This is a genomic window from Bacteroidia bacterium (assembly GCA_037045145.1).
Classification (GTDB): Bacteria; Bacteroidota; Bacteroidia; order AKYH767-A; family OLB10; genus OLB10.
Map to the genome: position 1 here is coordinate 157469 of JBAOIA010000012.1, position 20802 is coordinate 178270.

14 protein-coding genes are annotated in these 20802 nt (G+C 37.5%); 7 read left to right on the forward strand and 7 right to left on the reverse strand.

Going from position 1 to position 20802, the window contains the following annotated elements; translation table 11 throughout:
* Positions 1–70: 70 nt before the first annotated feature.
* Entirely contained in the window at positions 71–637 is a 567-nt protein-coding gene (locus tag V9G42_10095; protein MEI2759763.1) for a WcaF family extracellular polysaccharide biosynthesis acetyltransferase, read from the reverse strand.
* Positions 638–666: 29 nt separating this feature from the next.
* Positions 667–1218: a DUF922 domain-containing protein gene (locus V9G42_10100; GenBank protein MEI2759764.1), complete on the reverse strand. Its 552-nt coding sequence runs from the start codon at positions 1216–1218 to the stop codon at positions 667–669.
* A gap of 166 nt (positions 1219–1384) precedes the next feature.
* Here V9G42_10100 and V9G42_10105 point away from each other — a divergent pair, with 166 nt between their 5' ends.
* Complete coding sequence (locus tag V9G42_10105; protein MEI2759765.1) at positions 1385–1681, forward strand: YbaB/EbfC family nucleoid-associated protein; 297 nt, start codon at positions 1385–1387, stop codon at positions 1679–1681.
* A gap of 8 nt (positions 1682–1689) precedes the next feature.
* Here the strand turns inward: V9G42_10105 and V9G42_10110 are convergent, their stop codons facing one another.
* The 5 genes from V9G42_10110 to V9G42_10130 all read right to left on the reverse strand — a co-directional run bounded on the left by V9G42_10110 (position 1690) and on the right by V9G42_10130 (position 13651).
* Complete coding sequence (locus tag V9G42_10110; protein MEI2759766.1) at positions 1690–2403, reverse strand: hypothetical protein; 714 nt, start codon at positions 2401–2403, stop codon at positions 1690–1692.
* 104 nt (positions 2404–2507) lie between these two features.
* Positions 2508–8885 carry a fibronectin type III domain-containing protein gene (locus V9G42_10115; protein ID MEI2759767.1) on the reverse strand — a complete coding sequence of 2126 codons (6378 nt, stop codon included), beginning with the start codon at positions 8883–8885 and terminating at the stop codon, positions 2508–2510.
* Positions 8886–9295: 410 nt separating this feature from the next.
* Complete coding sequence (locus tag V9G42_10120) at positions 9296–10627, reverse strand: pitrilysin family protein (GenBank protein MEI2759768.1); 1332 nt, start codon at positions 10625–10627, stop codon at positions 9296–9298.
* A 12-nt stretch (positions 10628–10639) separates the two neighbouring features.
* The gene (locus V9G42_10125; GenBank protein MEI2759769.1) at positions 10640–12010 is read right to left on the reverse strand and encodes a pitrilysin family protein; all 1371 of its coding nucleotides are present in this window, start codon (positions 12008–12010) and stop codon (positions 10640–10642) included.
* A gap of 84 nt (positions 12011–12094) precedes the next feature.
* Entirely contained in the window at positions 12095–13651 is a 1557-nt protein-coding gene (locus V9G42_10130) for a T9SS type A sorting domain-containing protein (protein MEI2759770.1), read from the reverse strand.
* A gap of 227 nt (positions 13652–13878) precedes the next feature.
* Here V9G42_10130 and V9G42_10135 point away from each other — a divergent pair, with 227 nt between their 5' ends.
* The 6 genes from V9G42_10135 (at position 13879) to V9G42_10160 (ending at position 20761) form a co-directional block, all read left to right on the forward strand.
* Complete coding sequence (locus tag V9G42_10135; GenBank protein MEI2759771.1) at positions 13879–15186, forward strand: dihydrolipoamide acetyltransferase family protein; 1308 nt, start codon at positions 13879–13881, stop codon at positions 15184–15186.
* A 6-nt stretch (positions 15187–15192) separates the two neighbouring features.
* On the forward strand, positions 15193–16791 hold the full coding sequence (locus V9G42_10140) for a tetratricopeptide repeat protein (protein MEI2759772.1): 1599 nt from the start codon (positions 15193–15195) through the stop codon (positions 16789–16791).
* Position 16792: 1 nt separating this feature from the next.
* Positions 16793–17563 carry an exonuclease domain-containing protein gene (locus V9G42_10145; GenBank protein ID MEI2759773.1) on the forward strand — a complete coding sequence of 257 codons (771 nt, stop codon included), beginning with the start codon at positions 16793–16795 and terminating at the stop codon, positions 17561–17563.
* A gap of 76 nt (positions 17564–17639) precedes the next feature.
* On the forward strand, positions 17640–19892 hold the full coding sequence (locus V9G42_10150) for a bifunctional (p)ppGpp synthetase/guanosine-3',5'-bis(diphosphate) 3'-pyrophosphohydrolase (GenBank protein ID MEI2759774.1): 2253 nt from the start codon (positions 17640–17642) through the stop codon (positions 19890–19892).
* A 3-nt stretch (positions 19893–19895) separates the two neighbouring features.
* The gene (locus V9G42_10155) at positions 19896–20396 is read left to right on the forward strand and encodes a hypothetical protein (protein ID MEI2759775.1); all 501 of its coding nucleotides are present in this window, start codon (positions 19896–19898) and stop codon (positions 20394–20396) included.
* A gap of 17 nt (positions 20397–20413) precedes the next feature.
* A complete protein-coding gene (locus tag V9G42_10160; protein MEI2759776.1) occupies positions 20414–20761 on the forward strand; it encodes a phage holin family protein in 348 nt (115 codons plus the stop codon).
* Positions 20762–20802 lie beyond the last annotated feature (41 nt).

The following is a 20802-nucleotide window of genomic DNA, read 5'->3' on the forward strand; positions in this document are numbered from 1 at the left end:
GATTGATTTTTAAAAAATAATGATTTACTTTTCTCGTATCAAAAAAACTACCATGTTCTTCATTAACTATTTAATGCTGTATCACACGCTCCTTTTTAAACTCTGCGGGGTTGCCCTGATAGATGCCATAAGCTTTAAGTCCTGATGTAGCCACAGAACCTGCTGCCAGCACACTGTGAGAATAACATGTTACGTTGGGACAAACAATAGCTTTTGCTCCAATAAAAACACCATCCTCAATTGTCACAGGGCCAAAAATGGTTTCAAACCTTGAGCTTTTATAATTGTGATTGCCTGTAAGTATCATAGCTCCTTGTGCTATGTTTACATGGCTTCCTATAGTTACCTGATCAAGATTATAAATCCATGCGTTTTCGCCAATCCAAACATGATTGCCAATTGTCAATCGCCAGGGGAACTTTATATTAACACCGGGCTTGCTGATGACTACGCCCTTCCCTATCCTTGCACCAAACAGGCGCAGCAAAAAACATCGTATTGCACTCGAAGGGCAAAAAGGGCTGATGAAAAAAATAACATTGACCCAATGCCACAGAAAAAATTTTAATGAAGATGCGCCACGGTCAAATTCTGATGGATTAAATTTAGATAAATCGGACTTTACACGTTCTTCCATTGGCCAAAAATAAAAAATGTAACAATGTGTTAATCCTTTATCGGAAAGCGAATAGTTTGGCTGGCATAAAAATGATACTGCACTAAATGTTCTTTAATATAATTCTGCCAGGTTCGCTGTGCAAATTCTACATTGGAAAACTCTGTTGCTTTATCGTAAGCCTGATGTTGCTTCTGCAGATCCACCCATGTTTTGTCATACACTTCCTGCACGTCTTTTATGAAGGTGCGCTTATTGGTCTTTAAAGCCAAAACCCGCTTTTTCATCTTACGGGCAAAGACTTCAGTTAAATCAAAATGACCTTTTTCATGTTCCAACAATGCCGGTGTTACATCTTTTTTACGTACCCACGATTTGTTTTTATCCATGTATGCAATAATGGTCAAAATGGCTGTGTCGCCAACAATCTGCGGAATACAATACAAGCCGCAGTTGGTTGAAATATGCAGGTTTTTGTCAGGCGATGTTATTGGCCCTTTATAATCTTCCATTTTTAAGGATAGTGAATCATTCCACTCTATCAATTCGCGTTGTGCATTGGATGTCTGACTTAAAACGAAACAAAAAACAAATACAGTCAAAAAGCGCATACTTTTAAATTTTTAGATTCTTTTACGGCAGATGCTCTTTTTTTTTACATCAAAACTTCTTCAAACCTTACATTGAACTTACTGTTTCAACTTTTTGGCAGTCAAATTTCAGAGCATTTAGCCGGTATCCTTAACTTTGCATAAAAAAAATGAAATCATGTTTGGAAAGTTAGCCGAGGCACAAAAAAAAATGCAAGAGATAAAAGACAGACTGGAAACAGTAATTGTCACAGGAGAAGCAGAAAATGGCAAGGTTGTAGTCGAAGCCAACGGCAATAACCGCATACGCTCAATAACCATCAATGAATCGTTATTTAAAATTGGAGATAAACACGAAGTTGAAGAGTTGATTACTGTTGCTGTTAACCGTGCGCTTGAAGCTTCAGAAAAATTAATGCAAATAGAAATGGCTGCAGCATCAAAGGATATTCTACCCGGATTTTTACAAAAATGATTTCCCTCCTATTTCTTTAATGTTTTATAGAGCTCAAACTTTTTCTTTACATAAAGGATAAAATCGTATTGTGTAGAATTTTTCAAGAACTCATCGCTGACGTTAATAAAATCAACAAAGTCGTCAAACTTTTCTTCATCCAGAGTTATCATATCATTGTCAACATATTTCCGAAATAACTCTTTAAGTAATTTTCGTTTATTGTCTTCGTTTCTCAGTTGGGCAATATTTCGTTTAGCTCTCTCTCGTTTGCTGAAAGATTGATACAAAAAAGTAATCGGGCTTTCAAATGCATCAATGCCAGAAACCATATAGTCTTCTTTTTTATAGCCGAGCTTTTCAATATCTTTTTGAATGACTTCGAGTTCGCGAGGCGGAATTATAATTACAGGTTTCAAGGTAACAACTGGTTTTTCAAGCAAGACTGCTATTCTGAATGTGTCTTTTTGCATCGAATCTTTAAAACACAGCTTTTTTACAGAATAGCCTGTCGCATTCACCATAATAGTATCTGTTTTATTAAAACCATACTGAAACGAATTATTATCAGCTGAAAAAAAACCTGTTCCGGTGGTTTTATTTACAATCATTAATCCCTGCAAAGGTAGTGCAGGATCGTTGCCATTTACTTTGGCAACGACATAAACTTTTTGCCCTTTAACAAAAACAGTCAGCAGCGACAACGCAAAAATTAAAACATGGCATTTAGCTTTCAATATCATACGGCAATAATAACAACTATACATAAACTGTTCAATGAAGATTTACCATAAAAAAAGGGAAACCAGTTACGGTCTCCCCTATTCTGAAGCTACTGTTTCTGTTTTTAGCGATTCACTTCAAATCTTATATGATTCTCTTCACTACCTTTTGTGATGGTTAGCGTGTAAACTCCCGGAGTAAACATTCTCAGGTCAATGTCGCCACCATTGTTTCCTTCAGAAGCCATCTTCTTATCGTTCAATAAAACCCGACCGGCAATATCACTAACTCTGATAAAGTAATAACCTTCTTTCTTTGCATCAAAGGCATAGGTAATGTGGTCATCTGCAGGATTTGGATAAGCATTGATCATCAGTTCAGAAGTAGCTTCTCCCAATCGTGCATTGCCTGTTGTGAAATTCTCCATAGAACTATAAGCAGAATTGTTTGAATAAGTACACATAGATTTGAGCTGAACATTATACAACACTCCCGGACTAAGGTTTCTGATAATGGTATGTCCTGCAGAGGCTCTGACATAGGCATATTTCCACGAATTACTTGTTAACGGTGCGTATTTTATCACCACATAGGAAACACCTGGTTGTGGATTCCAGCTTACAGTAGCTCTGTTTGACATTACATTTGATATAGTAATTCCACTTATCACATCACATCCACTTGTAGTAGTAAAATAATTATCGCTGCTGTAGTTGCTTGATACATTTCCACACTCAGTCTTTACGCTCCACTGATAGGTAGTTCCGGAAACTAAACCTGTTAAATTAAATCCCCATGCTGTAGTATTGTTAGTAGCAAGTGACTTATAGGTATAGCTTGATGCGCCTAACTTTTTGTAACGTATGGTGATGTTAGTTGCACGTGTACCATACCAATTGAGCTGTGCTGAACTGTTGGTAACATTAGTGGTAAATGTATTTACAACAGTACTGCCGCAAGCGGTAGGGCCACTAAGTGTAGTAAATACTTCTGTTGCACTTACGATTGCACTACCTGCACAGATTGCAGTAACTCTCCACTGATAAGTAGTTGCAGGTAATAATTCGTTAATATCAATATTGTTTCGTGAACGAACATATTTTACAATCACTGTTGAGCTTCCCATTACGTTATAAGCAACTCTGAATGAATCGGCCGAAACAGCAGGATTCCACATCAACGAAGCTTTTTTATCAATAATATTAAACGCACTTAACATATCAGGTTTAGCACAAGGTGCAGGCTCTAATGAGTTAACTTGAATTTTTGCTGCCGGTGACTGACATCCATAAGCATTCTTGGCTACAACTGAGTAAACACCTGATGCATTTACAGATATTGTTGGCGTTGTCTGACCACCATTCCACTGGTAAGATGCTGCACTTGGTTCAAATGCTTTAAGCTGATACATTGTGCCTGTAACATAAGTGTAGGTAACTTCAGGCTTGTTTGGTGTTGGTGCCTGAGCGATGGTGATATTAGCAGTTGATGTAGAACCGTCACTGTTTCTGATGTTTACAGTGTATGTGCCGGGATTAGTAACAACTATACTTTGTGTAGCTTGTAACCCGGGTAACCAAATGTATTGCATTCCAGGACTTGAAGTAAGCGTTGCAGATTGACCCAAGCAAATCTGATTGTTAGCAGCAGTAGTTGTTATTGATGCAGGTTGCGAATTGTTTACTACGGTTATGACCATTGGTGATGATGTAGCAGAACATCCTTGTGCATTAGTAACTTTTACAGTGTAGCTTCCCCCTGTATTTACAGTAATTGAAGAAGTTGTTGCACCGGTTGACCACAAATAACTGCTACCTGCTGATGCAGTTAAAGTTACTGACTGACCTTGTGTGATGGTTGTTGAACCACTGGCAGTTATAGTAGCTACAGGTAATGGATTCACTGTAACAACCAACGGTGCTGACGTTGCCGAACATGAACCATTAGAAACAGTTACAACATAACTTCCTGATGTACTCACATTAATATCCTGAGTAGTTGCTCCATTTGACCATTGATAAGATGTTCCTGCACCGGCACTTAATGTTACGCCACCACCCTGACAAAAAGTAGTTGGGCCATTAGCAATAATTGTTGCAGATGCACCACCTGTAGTAACAGCCAATGGAGCAGATGTAGTTACACATCCTTGTACATTATAAACTTTTACGGTATAGCTTCCTGCCGCAGACACAGTGATGGATTGTGTTGTTGCACCTGTTGACCATAAATATGATGAACCACTGCTTGCTTTTAATACTACACTTGCTCCTGAACAAAGCATGGTAGAACCATTAGGTGTAATTGTTGCAACTGGATTTGATGCCACTGTAACAGTTTGTGGTGCCGATGTAGCTGAACAATTTCCATTAGAAACGGTTACAGAATATGAACCGGCAGCATTAACAGTTATTGATTTTGTTGTTGCACCATTTGACCATAAATATGATGTGCTTGTATTGGCAGTTAAAGTTACATTACCTCCTTGACAGAAGCTAGTCGGCCCGTTAGCCGTAATTGTAGCTGTTGGTATTTGACTTACTGTTACAACCTTTGGGGCAGACGTTGCTGAACAGCTACCTGAATTAACCGTTACAGAGTATGAACCAGATGCATTAACAGTTATTGATTTTGTTGTTGCGCCATTTGACCATAAATATAAAGTGCCTGTGTTGGCTGTTAATGTTACACTTCCGCCCTGACAGAAAGAAGTAGGACCACCGGCTGTGATAGTTGCAGTTGCATTATTACTCACAGCAACAACTGTTGGAGCCGATGTAGCTGAACAATTCCCATTAGCTACGGTTACTGAATATGAACCGGCTGCGCTAACTGTTATTGATTGAGTAGTTGCTCCATTTGACCATTGATAAGATGAACCTGCATTAGCAGTTAAAGTAACATTACTACCCGGACAAAATGTGGTTGGTCCATTGGCAGTGATAGTTGCTGTTGCCGAATTACTAACTGTTACAGAAGTTGGAGCAGATGTTGCACTGCACGATCCATTATTAACTGTAACAGAATATGAACCTGCTGTATTGACAGTTATTGATTTTGTGGTTGCACCTGTTGACCATAAGTATGAAGAACCTGTGTTGGCAGTTAATGTTACACTACCACCAGGACAGAAAGTTGTTGGCCCACCGGCTGTAATAGTTGCTGTTCCACCTGCAGTCATAGTTACACTTGTTGCTGCTGATGTTGATGAACAACCCTGCGCATTACTTACTGTTACTACGTAATTGCCGGCTGTGTTTACTGTTACTGATTGTGATGTTGATCCATTTGACCATAGGTATGATGCACCAGCACTAGCCGTTAATGTAACAGAAGCACCCTGACATAATGCTGTTGATCCACTTGCAGAAATTGTAGCTGCAGGAGCAGAACTTACTGTAACTGTTACCGGATTACTGATAGCAGCACAACCACTACCCTGTGAAACAGTAACTACATAATTTCCTGCTTGTGAAACAGTGATTGATTGTGTAGTTGCACCATTTGACCATAAGTATGAATTGCCTGCTCCGGCAGTTAATGTTACATTTCCACCCTGACAGAATGTTGTTGGTCCACCGGCATTGATAGTAGCTGTTCCACCGGAATTGCAAGCCACCATTGAATAGTTTGTGATGACATTATTATTTGCCGATAAAATGAATTTATCAATCATTAACTTATTGTTTGTTGGAGTAAAACGAATTGTATGACTTCCAACACTAAGACCGCTAAACTGAATAGCCTGCTGTGAACATGCATCTAAACGATACCATGTCCAGTTTGTATCAGTTACACAACCGATAGATTTTGATGCACCATTGTCAACAGCAACACCAAAACCTGTTGAAGTCCCATCTGTACTTCTTGCTCGAACAAACAAATATAAGTTTGCTTGCGCTGCGCTTCTTGGTTGAAACACATATTCTAATGGCGTAAATGTAGATTGTGTTGAAGGAAACACAACTGCAGTAGTAAAGTTAGTATAATCGCCTGCGGCTGCACCTTGAGGCTGAATGGTCTTCAAGCTATATGTTGCGTTGGTATTATCATACAATTCTGATTCAATTGTAAAATCTTTTGACCAGAATGACGGATGAGACTTTTCATGCCATTCATCTAACTGATAAAATACAGGAGATGATGCATTTGTTTTATCATAAATATAAGTGCTGCCTTGACGTCTTACTTTGAATTTTACCTGTTGACCATCTAGTGTAATTGTTGCTACACTTTCATTTTCTGCACCGCCAACCATACTTGTGTTTGGCTGAATGGTTCCGGTAATGGCAAATTTAGATTGTGTATTATGTTTTCTTACTACAACTAATTTACGTAAGTCACCAGCCCAGAAAGTATAACCCGGTTTACCTGAAGGTGCGCTATAATATGCAGGTACATCGCCAGGCATTACACTACCATTGCGTAAGAATTCTTCATAGCGGCTAGCAACAGCTTGTGCATAACTGGGCATTGCTGTTTGCCATGCATAACCTGCAGGGTTTGCAGGTGGTGGATTTGGTGGGTTGTAATTTCCTGATTCGTTAAAATAACCTGTATAGAAAAATTCAGCACCAATCATGTTCAGACATTTTAGCAATCCCATAAACTGTGCAGGACGCATATTGTTATCTTCATTAACATCCCAACCTGCTGCAACAAATGGAGAGAATAAATTATCACCTGCTTGTAACTCATAATAACGGCTATCAACTATCCACTGCCAACCATGCCATGCAGTTATCCAATTGCGCCAGTTGTATGGCCAACGTGGATAAAAATCAGGCGTACTGTAACGCTGACCATTTATTGCTGAATTCACCAAACGGGCTTCACTGTATTTTTGACGATATTGAGGAAAGCCATCAATTCCATACTCAGTAAATTTTGTATTAGATAATGCCGGAATATCCATGATAACATCACGGTATGATTGTGTTTCGTTCTCTTTAAATTTTCTTGCTTGAAAAGTCTGGAAATCCAAACCCGAAGCATTCTTTGCAGCAACCACTGCAGGGTCAGCAGCTAATGCAGCATCTGTACTCCATGCAAACACTTCTCCATTCTCATTTATCATTGTTAATGGTCTTGTCAAAGCATTCAACACATCCTGAACGTTTGACTTCATTTGATTGCCATCACCGGAATAAGCACTTACAGGTGCTGTAGGTCTCCACCACTTAGTTGATGAGTTGTTTCCATTTGGATCAATAAAATTACCTGAAGAATTTTGAAGGTATTTATCAGCAGACAAATTCTGACTTCTGATTAATGAAGGATTCAACTGTGCACGAAGTGTAATTAAAGACGTTCCTAATTGTGGATTTTGATTAGCAAGATTTGCCCATGCATTTCCCCACTGATCCATGCTTAGACGAAGCTGAATCATGTAGTTCCAGTTTTTAGCAAGCTCTTCATTAATGGCAGTACTGTTTGTTGCTGACTGTGCATCAGATACACCGCTTTGAAAACGGCCACCCATATACATTAAATCCACCCAATTGAAATTTTTCAATAATGTATTTCCTGCTTTATAACGAGCTACAGGATAACTTCTCAATTGATCAATTGCAGATACATTTGGATTTGGATGCCCCGGAGCAAATTCTGTGTTATCCAAACCTGCCGTTACTGGTGATGCTGTTGGTAAATTACCATTGAAAGTAAGGTTAAAGCTATAAGCCTTGTTGGTTTGCACTGCATCTTTATAATGCTGATAAATTAACTTGGAAGGAACAGTTCTGTTGTAAATAGCAATCTCATCATATTCACCAAAGTATTTCATATAACTAACACCTTGATTCCAGAATAAACTTGTATTCGAGCCATTAACAATCTTTCCTGAAATAGTTTTTGAATATCCAGATGGACATTCTCCGTCAATATATATTTCTTTTTTTCCGGTAAGTGAACTGTATTGAAATACGATATGATGCCAGTTGCCATCAACAAAATATCCATACGAGCGTTTACCAATTCCATCAAAGCTAACTTTCAACTCGTCTGAACCGCTACCTGAAGTATAGGTATAGAAATAAATTCCATCAAAATTAAAATTAGCGGAAAATCCTCCATCCATTCTTCTGAATAGTAAAGTTTGGTTGAATTGATAGCCCGGCTTAAATAAAAACTCAATGGCAAATGATGTATCTGGCACAAAATTACCAGTGTTAATATTATCACCATTGCTGCCTAAAATTAAACCTTTACCCACAGCACTGTTATTAGAAACTGTGTAACCACAACCATAGGAAGTAAAATCCATATTGGTACGATTCATTGAGTCCTTATTAAAAGGACTGCTGTTAAAAGTCCAGTAGCTTACCGGTGCATAGGTTTGTGCATTTGCAACCTGAAGCAGTGATAATGCAGCAAAGATTACATGAAGTAATAATAATGACAAACTCAGGATCTTGAATTTCCTGAACTGTCGGTTAATTAAACTCCTGATTTCTGTTGTCATTTCGTTGACAGCATTTGCGAAGTAGATTTTTTGTGCCATTTGAATTTTTTTTGGTTCAACAAATTTTTGGCACGTTGTTTGAAAAGAAGCTTTTGATTGATTTGACTTTTTTTCTCGTGCCAACGCAGGCAATATAAACTGCAGTTATACCTAATAGCATTCGACTAGCCTTCATTATTGCATTTGCAAGAAAACGGTCTGTGTTGGCAATTATTTAGTTTTCTTTTTAATACTTTTCATTCTTAAAGTAAAACACATTTTATTTTAATTTAAGATTGACCTTGTGTAAGATTTATCCGTTTTATTATAAAAACGGAGACTATTGTAGTCATAACAAATTGTCTGCTGACAAAAAAACTTACATGAAGTATGAAATTTGTTAAAACAGTTTAATAAAAAAAGGACGGTATGCATTTGCACACCGTCCTTTTTTAACTAAAAACTAAATATCAATATGGACTTTGCAACACTTTACCGTGTTTGGTCTGTTTAAAATCATCTTTAGAAATTGCATCTTTCTTTCCAAGATATGACCATTTTATAGCTGCTGTATATTCATTAAAAGTATTATTCAAATCTTTCAGCTTAACATTGTTAACCATATCAGAAAGTGTCTCATCCAACTTCCATGACCCTGTTGCTTCGCTACGTCCCAAGGCACCTGATTGTGCTTCTGATGTCTCCAACTTCTGATAATAGTTAGTAAGATATCCCTGACGTAAATCTTTGAGCTCTTTTTCGGTAAATCCTGTTTTTTTAATAGAATCAATAATAGAAACCATTACATCTATTGCTTTTTTAGGATCTGTGGTTGTAATATAGATAAAAGAATATGGGGATGAAACGGCATTGCGCATATATCCGGCAGCCGGTGCATAAGACAAGCTGCGTTTTGTTCTAAGCTCTACAAAAAACCTATCGTAAAGCATTTGCATTGCTAAATCCATCTGCACGCCCTTATCAATTGCCAATGATGGCGCACTCATAATTCCCATCAGGTAATTTGTAGCAATATCGCGGTCAACAATAACTTCGCTACCTTTAGTAATAACCAATTTGGGTTCCACAACCGGTGCTGTTCCAACAGGCATTTTTCCTAATGTAGCTTTTATTTTACTCACTAAATCAGCTTCATTAACATCGCCCACAACAACTAAGTAGCAACGTTTTTTTCCTATAACATTTTTATAATGACTAATAATATCAGCTAATGTTAGTTTTTCAATGCTTGCAACAGAACCTTGTGGGTCTTTTGCATAGTTTCTGCCTTTGAATGTTTCTTCCATTGCAATTGAACTCAATGAACCATCAGCATCGGATTCACGTTGCTTTGCACCTGACAAAGCCTTTTCCTTTTCCAAGTCAAACTCTTTTGAGTCAAAGGCCGGATTCATTACTGCATCAGCAAATAGATTCCACGACTCATTCCAATTGGGTTTAATACATGTCATACTCAGGTTTCCATAATCCAATCCCGAAGATGACTCGAATGATGTACCAATTTTTTCGGCAGCATCATTAAAAGCAACTTTATCCAATTTTTTTGTTCCACCATTCATAGCAATGGAAAATGCAAGGCTCTCTACCCCCTCCTTCTCCTTTGTATAATTAGCAGTTCCTCCTTTTACATATAATCGTACACTGATTACTTCTTTTGGCGTATGGCGCAAAATTAATTTCAGGCCATCAACATTAACTTCTTTTGTTGCTTGTGCAAGAGCAGCACCCTGTACTGATATCATAGCTGCACCTATTGCAAAATATTTATATAACTTATTCATAGTTCGATTTTTTTATTTTAAAATTTCATCAGCAGAATTAATTCCAAGAGACTCTTTCATTTTAGGATTTAAGAGCAGACCTGTTACAGAAGGTTTTCCTTTGATATATTTATCTACATAATCAGCAATATCTTTTCTTGTAACTTTTTTAATCATGTCATTGTAGGTAGTATAATAGTCTATACTTGCAGATGCCCACCAAAATGTAACAGTATGCACATATGCCGATGTTTTTTCTTTGTTATAAATATCATCCATGATGAGTTTATTCTTAGCCGTCTCTAGCTGTTCATCAGTAAAATAATCAGGTGCATCAAAGCGATTTACCTGCTCCATGAGTTTACCATAAAAAGATTTTATCTTCATTGGATTAGGAACCATAAATAACTGAATGGGTCCGGTATAGCGACAAGTCTGATAACCTAAACCTGCCTGAAGTGCATAACCACCATCAACCAATGTTTTTTGAAACTCGGAAGATGTCAGTCCAAGAATAGTAGAAAACACATCTGCCGCATAGGTTGACTTCACATCATTTCTTGTATCAGGCCCATGAAAACCCATAAGCATGATAGGCATTTTTGCGTTCTTATCTACTGTAAGAAATTTTGATTGTCCAACTAATGGTGTAAACTCAGGTATAGGCCATTTTTGAAATGGATCAAAATCGCAAGGTTTCCAGTCACCAAACATTTTATCTGCTTTCTCAAAAACAGCATTGTGTTCAACATCACCGGCAATAACTAAAATAGAGTTGTTTGGATAATAATATTTATCTTTTATTACATTCATTTTTTCCGGAGTGGCTGATAATATTACATCATGAATACCGATGGCATTTTTACGTACATAATTAGCACCCCACATTTGTTTGTTAAAATCCTGAAATAAGAAAAATGCAGGATTCGATTCTGCACGTTGAAATTCACCATCAACAACAGGATTTTCGTTTTTCATTTCCTGCTCTAGAAATAGTGGATAACGTATGGCGTTATTCATAAACTCAAGACCTTCATTGATGAGTTTGTTACTTAATGTGAAAAAGTAGTTCACACGCTCATCAGATGTTGTTCCGTTAAAAGATATTCCCAACTCATTAACTCTTTCAAGAAATTTTTCTTGAGATGGAATTGCCTTGTTTGCCTTAAAGAACATGTGCTCATAAAGATGCGACAGTCCATTGTAGGCAGAATCTTCTGTAAAGGAACCGTTCTTTACACAAATTTCTATTGTAACTAATGGAACAGAGTTGTCTTCAATAACCAAGACCTCCAGGCCATTGGCCAACTTTTTCATATGAAAGTTGGAAGGCAGGTTTTTTTGTGCCATTGCTGTACTGCATACTATTAGTGCAATAGCAAAAGCTGTGATTTTTTTAAGCATAGTTATACATTTAATATTGGGCTAAGAACGCAATTTCTTTTGCCGGTGATGGTTAAATAAAAGTTATGTTATTATTTGAATTTATTAATTTTTTGTATTCGCCACAATGAATTTCTGAACTTTAATGCCTGAATCAAAATAAACAGTTGCTGTATAAACACCTGACAAATAGTTTTCTACATCTAATGTATAACTTCGAATTAAACTTCCCGAAGTTATATCTTCAACTGTTTTTCCGGTCATATCTTTTATCACTATACGGCTGTATGGTCTTGAATATTCTATAGCTACAAAATCTGAAGAAGGGTTTGGCATCATCTGTAATTTAGCTTGTGAAGCATTTATCTCATTTAGTCCAACGAAAGTAAAATCACTGGTGTAGCGTGCCATTGCAAAATTATTGACAGTACCAACCATAGCTGACCCAACAAGAATAATCTTTGAATCGGGTTGCTGTACTGCAACAGCATTAGCACCGGAAGAGTTGCCAAATGAAGTTATATTAAAACCAACCATATTGTTAAAAACATAATCGAAAGCGCCTATTGTATCAAAACGCAATGCTACAAAATCGCCAGCAGCACCTATATAACTTGAGCCTGCACCTACCAGATAATCACCTTGAGGAACAATAGAAAAAAGAATGTCTGTTCCTCCTAAATCAAAAAGCGATATTCCATTTGCACCGAAGGCATTATCAATCTGCCCGTTATTTAAAAACCGCATCAGCGCCATGTCTGTGTTTGAACCGGTTTGTGAAGTACCTCCGGCAACTATTTTTCCATCAGGATTAATATATATTGTATTGATGATTTCAGACATTGAGCCTATGGTATAAATAGCTTTTCCATTTAAACCAAAATTTGGATCCAAGGTGCCGTTGGTATTATATTTAACTAAAGCATAGTTTGAAAGTGTTCTACCGGCAAGAACAATCTTTTCTGTTCCAGGTTCTATGGCCAAAGCATTTGCCTGATCCCATTGTGTGCCTAATGGTGTTCTCACTTTTCCGCTATTTCCAAATCCACCATCCAGGGTTCCATTTGTATTGTATCTTGCTACTGCAAACTCGCCATTTGCTAATGTATCAAATGAAACACCACCCAAAACAATTTTTCCTGAAGATGGAACTATTGCTACACCATAAGCAATATCAAATCCCAAATCTAATGCTGTCTGTACAATACCATTGGCACCAAATTGATTATCAAGTACACCGTTTGAGGTTAACCTTGCCATTGCAAAACGTGAATAGGTTTGATTTTCAAGATTACCGGCAACAATTATTTTACCGTCATTTTGTATTGCTATAGAACGCGCCACACTATTACCTGTACCAATTGAAAAAACAACTTTCCCTCCTGTTCCAAACTGATTGTCAATTGTGCCATCAGAAAGATATCTGGCAATTGCAAAACGATTAAAAGTTCCGTTGTGACTTTCACCGGCAACAACAATTTTTCCATCTGATTGCACAGCTATGGCTCGCGCTACACAAGCAAAGCTATTAAACGATGAAGTTACTTTACCATTTACCCCAAAGGTAGAATCAATAATGCCAGGATACTGAACCTGAGCCATTGATTGAAATGTAAAAAATGTAAGACCTGCTATCAGGTAAGTGTGTAGAAATTTTCTCATTTTAAAAGTTTTTTACCAATGATGCAAATATATGGTTTAGCCTGAATGACAACTGTCAACAGATTAATATTTCTTAAAGATTAGTGGCTAGGCTAAATTATTTATCTGCTATCCTCCTATCCTAAGTTGTTTAAAGTAACGGCATGTCAATAAAATATAAAAAACTACCCTGACTAATTTAATTAAAACTGTAACTTTGAGCAATAAAATTTTGCACGTAAAATACTATGTCACAAGTTGAATTGAAGATGCCTAAAATGGGCGAAAGTGTTGCTGAGGCAACAATTACTAAATGGTTAAAAAAAGAAGGAGATAGCGTTGAACAGGATGAACCAATTCTTGAAATTGCAACAGATAAAGTTGACTCTGAAGTGCCTTCTACAACAGCAGGAATATTAGTAAAACAATTATATAACGAAGGCGATGTTGTTGCCGTTGGAAAATCCATAGCTATTATTGGTGATTCTGCATCATCTGCAGCGCCTATTCCATCAGCCCCTAAGGCAGAAGAGGTAAAAATTGCACCTGCACCTGTATTATCAACACAACCGGCTGCTGCTGCAAGCATGGGAGTTTCATCGTCAAAATTCTATTCACCATTAGTAAAAAATATTGCACAACAGGAAAATGTTTCTTCAGCAGAGTTAGATGCCATTACCGGCACCGGTGCCGAAGGTCGTGTAACTAAAAAAGATATTCTTCAATTTATTGAGAACAGAAAATCCGGCAATGGGCAGATAGCAAAAACTACATCAGCAGAATCTGTACCGTCTGCAACAATTCAACAAACCAAAGCACCTGCAGCCATACCAATGACTGATGGAGATGTTGAGATTATTGAAATGGACAGAATGCGGAAATTGATTGCAGACCACATGGTCATGTCAAAGCATACCAGCCCGCATGTGACATCTTTTGTAGAGGCAGATGTTACCAATATGGTATTATGGCGTAATAAAGTCAAAAATGATTTTGAGAAAAGAGAGAAAGAAAAAATCACCTTCACACCATTGTTTATAGAAGCAATAGTACGTGCCATAAAAGATTTTCCGATGATTAACTGTTCTCTTGACGGCACAAAAATACTTCTCAAGAAAAACATTAATATAGGTATGGCAACTGCATTACCGAGTGGCAACCTGATTGTTCCGGTGATAAAAAATGCCGACAGAATGAATCTTGTTGGATTAACAAAGTCAGTAAATGACTTGAGTGGAAGAGCACGCAAAAACAAACTTTCACCTGATGAAATTGCAGGTGGCACTTTTACATTGACCAATGTAGGTACTTTTGGAAATGTTATGGGTACACCAATTATCAACCAGCCACAAGTTGCCATTTTGGCTGTAGGTGCCATTCGTAAAAAACCTGCTGTAATTGAAACCGAATTTGGTGACACAATCGGTATCCGTCAAATGATGTTCCTCTCTTTATCTTATGACCATCGAATTGTTGATGGAAGTCTTGGCGGTAGTTTTCTTCGTAAAGTAGCTGACTATCTTGAACAGTTTGATATTAACAGAAATTTATTGTAATTAATTATGAGATTTTTATTTGCCTTTATTCCATTACTCTGGCTGAATGTTGCAGTTGCACAACAATCTAAAAAGCTGGAAAAAAAAGTTGCTTTAGGAAAAGATCAGGTTTCTGAATTGAAAAAAGCAGGTGCAGAATATTTTAAGAGTGATAACTACAAATCGGCACTGCCCATTTATAAACAACTTCAGCAAAACGACCCGAACAATACTGAGTTTAATTACAGACTTGGCATCTGTTATTTATACACCAATGTAAACAAAAAATCAGCTGCAGGTTTTCTGATAAAAGCAGCCGAAGGAAAAGATGTTCCAAAAGATGTGTATTATTATACCGGTCGTGCTCTCCTCATTCTTGAAGAGACTGATGATGCAGCAGATGCTTTTGAGAAATTTAAAATAGCTCATGGCGGAAAAGTTAATGCAAAACTAAATCTTGAAAACAATGTGGAATGGTGCTATCACTTCCGTGATATGAAGAAAACACCTGTTGCAGTAAACTTTACCAATTTGGGTAAATTGGTTAATTCACCAAATAACGATTACAGACCTGTTTGTGATATGCTTGGCAACAATATTTACTTCAGCTCAAACAGAAAAGGAAACATCGGGGCCATTGTTGATGGATATGGCGAAATAATTTCAGACGGATATTATACAAAAAGAGATACGGGCTTCAGTAAAGCCAAAAATCTTGGCACCAGTATCAACACCATGTACTATGAAGAACCTTTACAATTAAATGCAAACGGTGATAAATTGTTGATTTCTAAAGAAGGTGGCAGCATTTCATCTCCATTATATACAGCAGAACTCAACGGAAAATCCTTCGAGAAAGCAGTAGCAATAAATAAATTTCCAGCTTCAAGAGTTGATGGCGCCTGCATGACAGATGATGGAAAAACGATTTATTTTTCAGCAGATATTAAAGGCGGAAAAGGCGGAAAAGACATCTGGATGACAACCTTAAACAGTAAAAATGAGTGGTCAGCACCGGTGAATCTTGGTGATGCTGTAAATACAAAATATGATGAAATAAACCCTTGGTTGTTTTTTGATAATCAGACATTATTTTTTGCATCAGAAGGGCATAATAGCATTGGTGGATTTGATATTTTTTATAGTACCAAGCCACATGAATCTATGGATTGGAGTGCTGCAAAAAATGTCGGCTATCCTTTAAATACTACTGACGATGATAAATATTTCTCCTTAACTGCCGACTGTAAAACAGGTTTTGTAAGTAAGGCTACTGAAAATGGTTTTGGTGAACTGGATATTGTAAAATTTGTGTGTGCCAACCCAATCATTAAACAAGAAAAAGTTGTTTGTGATTTTACATTTCTAAAGGCTGATGGTGCTTTTGCACGTGACGCAAATTGTTTGATTATCAGAAACGATACCGGTGAATCATCAGGAGTGAAAACAATAAACGGCTCAAACGGTAAACTCTATGTTTATCTCAGTCCTGGAAATTATAAGGTTAAAGTAAAAGGTGTAAAGTCTGGTCGTGCCGATGAAGATTTTATCATCACAGGCAATGAACCTAAAATGCAATTGGTAAAAACTTTTAAACTTACCCCTCCGGTTAAAGAAGGAAAATAAAATGAATCTGAAGCTATATAGACCGCTTGCTTTTTTTGATCTTGAAACTACAGGAGTAGTAATTGGTATGGACAGAATTGTCGAATTGGGAATCTTAAAAATTCTTCCCGATGGTACAAAGACCAATAAAACCTGGCGTATAAATCCTGAAATGCACATTCCTGAAGCCGTATCAAAAATTCATGGTATATATGATAAAGATGTTGCAGACTGCCCTACTTTTAAAGAAGTGGCAAACGATGTAAATCATTATCTGCAAAATGTTGACCTTGCCGGATATAATTCAAACCGGTTTGATGTGCCTTTGCTGGTTGATGAATTTTTAAGAGCAGGTATTGAATTTGACATACGTGACCGAAAATTAATTGATGTGCAGCACATCTTTCATAAAATGGAACAACGCACATTGATTGCTGCATATAAATTCTATTGCAATAAAGAGTTAATTGACGCACATTCTGCAGAAGCAGATGTTAGAGCAACCTATGAAGTTCTGGAAGCGCAACTGGAACGATATAGCGATCAGCTACAACCTGATGCATCATTTCTGCACTCATTTTGTAATAACATCAAAAACGTTGATTTGGCGGGAAGAATAGTGTATGATGACAAAAAGCGCGAAGTATTTAATTTTGGGAAATATAAAGGCCGCCTGGTAACTGACGTTTTTAAAACCGACCCGAGCTATTATGACTGGATGCTTAAAGGTGATTTTTCAAGAGATACCAAACAAGTTGTAACGGCATTACGCTTACGCGAAAGAGAAAACTAAATATGTGTTTGGCTTGTTTGATTTGTTCTGCTGATTAAAATTTGCAGGTAATATAAAAATCTGTACTTTTATGCTGATGGGTTCCGAAAATAATTCAGATAAAAATAATCTTCCTGCTGTTACCGATTCAGGAAAAGGCAGAAAAGATGCTATTGACCTTGAAGCAGAGAAAAAAGAAATCAGTAAGCGCTATCGGCATCTATTACGTGCCTGCAAATCCAATCTTGATAAAAAAGATAAAAAACTTATAAGGCTAGCATTTGACACTGCACTTGAAGCGCACAAAGATATGCGCAGAAAATCAGGAGAGCCTTACATCTATCACCCTATTGCCGTTGCACAAATTGTTGCTGAAGAAATCGGTCTTCGCTCTGCCATCCCTGTGGTTTGTGCATTGCTGCACGACACTGTTGAAGACACCTATCTTACATTAGAAGACATCAGGGACTTGTTTGGTCCTGTTGCAGAACAGATTATTGATGGTCTGACAAAAATTGCAGGAGTCTTTGATCATACAAGTTCATTGCAGGCAGAAAATTTCAGAAAGATGTTGCTGACATTAAGTGTAGATGTGCGGGTGATACTCATCAAACTTGCAGACAGACTCCATAACATGCGCACCCTCGGCAGTATGGCACGCGACAAGCAGTTGAAAATAGCTTCTGAAACAGCCTACCTCTATGCACCATTGGCTCATCGCCTGGGATTATACAATGTTAAAACAGAGCTTGATGACCTTGCTTTAAAATATACAGAACCTGAAGTTTATAAAAGTATTGCTGATAAACTTCGCGAATCAAAAAGAGAACGTGATAAATTTATTGCAGAATTTATTCATCCAATTAAAGATGAACTAAATCATCAGGGATTTAAATTCGAAATTAAAGGGCGTCCAAAATCCATTCACTCCATCTGGGAGAAAATGAAAAAACAGGGAGTTACCTTTGAAGAAATTTACGACCTTTTTGCTATCAGAATAATTATTGATACACCTCAAAATCAGGAGAAAGCCGATTGCTGGAAAGTTTACTCCATTGTTACCGATAGCTACCGCCCCAATCCTGACAGGCTGCGCGATTGGATATCTACACCAAAATCAAATGGCTATGAAGCGCTGCACACTACTGTTATGAGTGAGCAAGGAAAATGGGTTGAAGTGCAGATTCGCTCGCAGCGCATGAACGAAACTGCTGAAAAAGGTTTTGCAGCACATTGGAAATACAAAGAATCATCACAGGAGTCTGCATTGGATGAATGGCTGACACGCATCAGAGAAATGCTCGAAAATCCGGATAGCAATGCACTTGATTTTGTGGATGATTTTAAACTCAATCTTTTTGCTGACGAAATTTTTGTGTTTACACCTAAAGGCGATTTAAAAACTTTACCTGTTAACAGTACAGCTCTTGACTTTGCCTACGAAATTCACACGGATATTGGCAGCAGGTGTATTGGAGCAAAAATAAATCACCGCTTAGTGCCCATATCACACAAACTCAACAGTGGCGATCAGGTTGAAATTTTAACCTCAGACAAACAACGCCCTAAAGAAGACTGGCTGAGCTTTGTGATTACGGCAAAGGCAAAAGGCCGGATTAAGTCTGCATTAAAAGATGAAAAAAGAATTCTTGGTGAGCAAGGCAAAGAAATTTTCGACCGCAAAATAAAACATCTAAAAATTCCGGCAGCAGAAGTTAATATGAACGACATTTTGTTGTACTACAAACTACCTAATGTGTTGGAGTTGTACTACCGCATTGCAATGGATGCTGTTGACCTGAAACAATTGCGTGAGGCTGTAAATTATAAAGATCAGCGCGTTCGCAATACACGCACAGAGCCCACCTTGGAAGATTTGGTGACGCAGGCCAGAGGCACTTCCGACATGTTGGTGATTGGAGAAAACCTGAATAAAATTGATTATAAACTGTCGCCCTGCTGCAATCCTATTCCCGGTGATGATGTTTTTGGTTTTATCACCATCAATGACGGAATAAAAATACATCGTGTGAATTGCCCCAATGCCATGCAGCTTATGAGTAACTATGCTTATAGGATTGTAAAAGCCAAATGGACAGGTCAGGAACAAATTTCATTTCTGGCAGGCATCAGAATCACAGGTATGGATGATGTTGGCGTTGTCAATAACATCACCAAGGTTATTTCAAGCGAACTAAAAGTAAATATGCGTTCTATCTCTATCGAAAGTAATGAAGGTTTGTTTGAAGGAACCATCATGCTGTTTGTGCACGATACCGAACACCTGACCAAACTGATGAAAAAACTTTCTTCTTTGAGTGGTATATTAAATGTAACAAGAATAACTTAAATTATGTACGTTCCCTTCGAACAACTACCTGATGATTCACGTACCTGGATTTTTCAGTCAGATAAAGAACTGACTGAAAAAAATATTGAATCCATCACACCATTGCTAATGTATTTTATCAATGACTGGACTGCACATCAACAAACATTAAAAGCATCATTCACTTTTATGCACAATTATTTTATTGTTATTGCTGTTGATGAAAACATGACTGCTGCCAGTGGCTGCTCCATAGACAAGGTCTATCATATTATCCGTGCATGCGGCCAGCTTATTGGCTGCGATTTCTTTAACCGGCTGCGCATTGCCGCAATGGAAAATAATTCAATTACAACTTACAGCGTCAATCAAATAGTGGAAAAGGCAGAGAGTAATCGGCATGATAAGGCAACTTTGGTCTTTAATAATATCATTGAAACCAAAGGCGAACTTACTAGCAACTGGCTTGTGCCTATTGAAAAATCATGGCTTGTTTCAAAGTTAAAGTCTGGAAGTAAAATTTAAATTTAAAAACACATTATATGAATTTTCTTATAAAGCTGATTATCTCAACACTGGCAGTCATGATGGTTTCTTACATCCTGCCGGGCGTTCATGTTCAAAGCTTTGGCATTGCACTGATGGTGGCCTGTATAATGGCTTTTTTAAATGCATTGATCAAGCCAGTTTTAATATTGTTCACGCTACCAATTACAATCATCACCTTGGGTTTGTTTCTACTTGTCATCAATGCCATCATCATTGTAATTACAGACAGACTTGTTGATGGTTTTGAAGTAAATGGATTTGGTATTGCTCTGCTTTTTTCTTTAATACTAAGCATTGTCACTTCAGTTATGGAGTCGCTTGCAGGAAATGGCAGGCAATAAAAAACCGGCAAATCTTAAAAGATGCCGGTCTAAATTTTTCA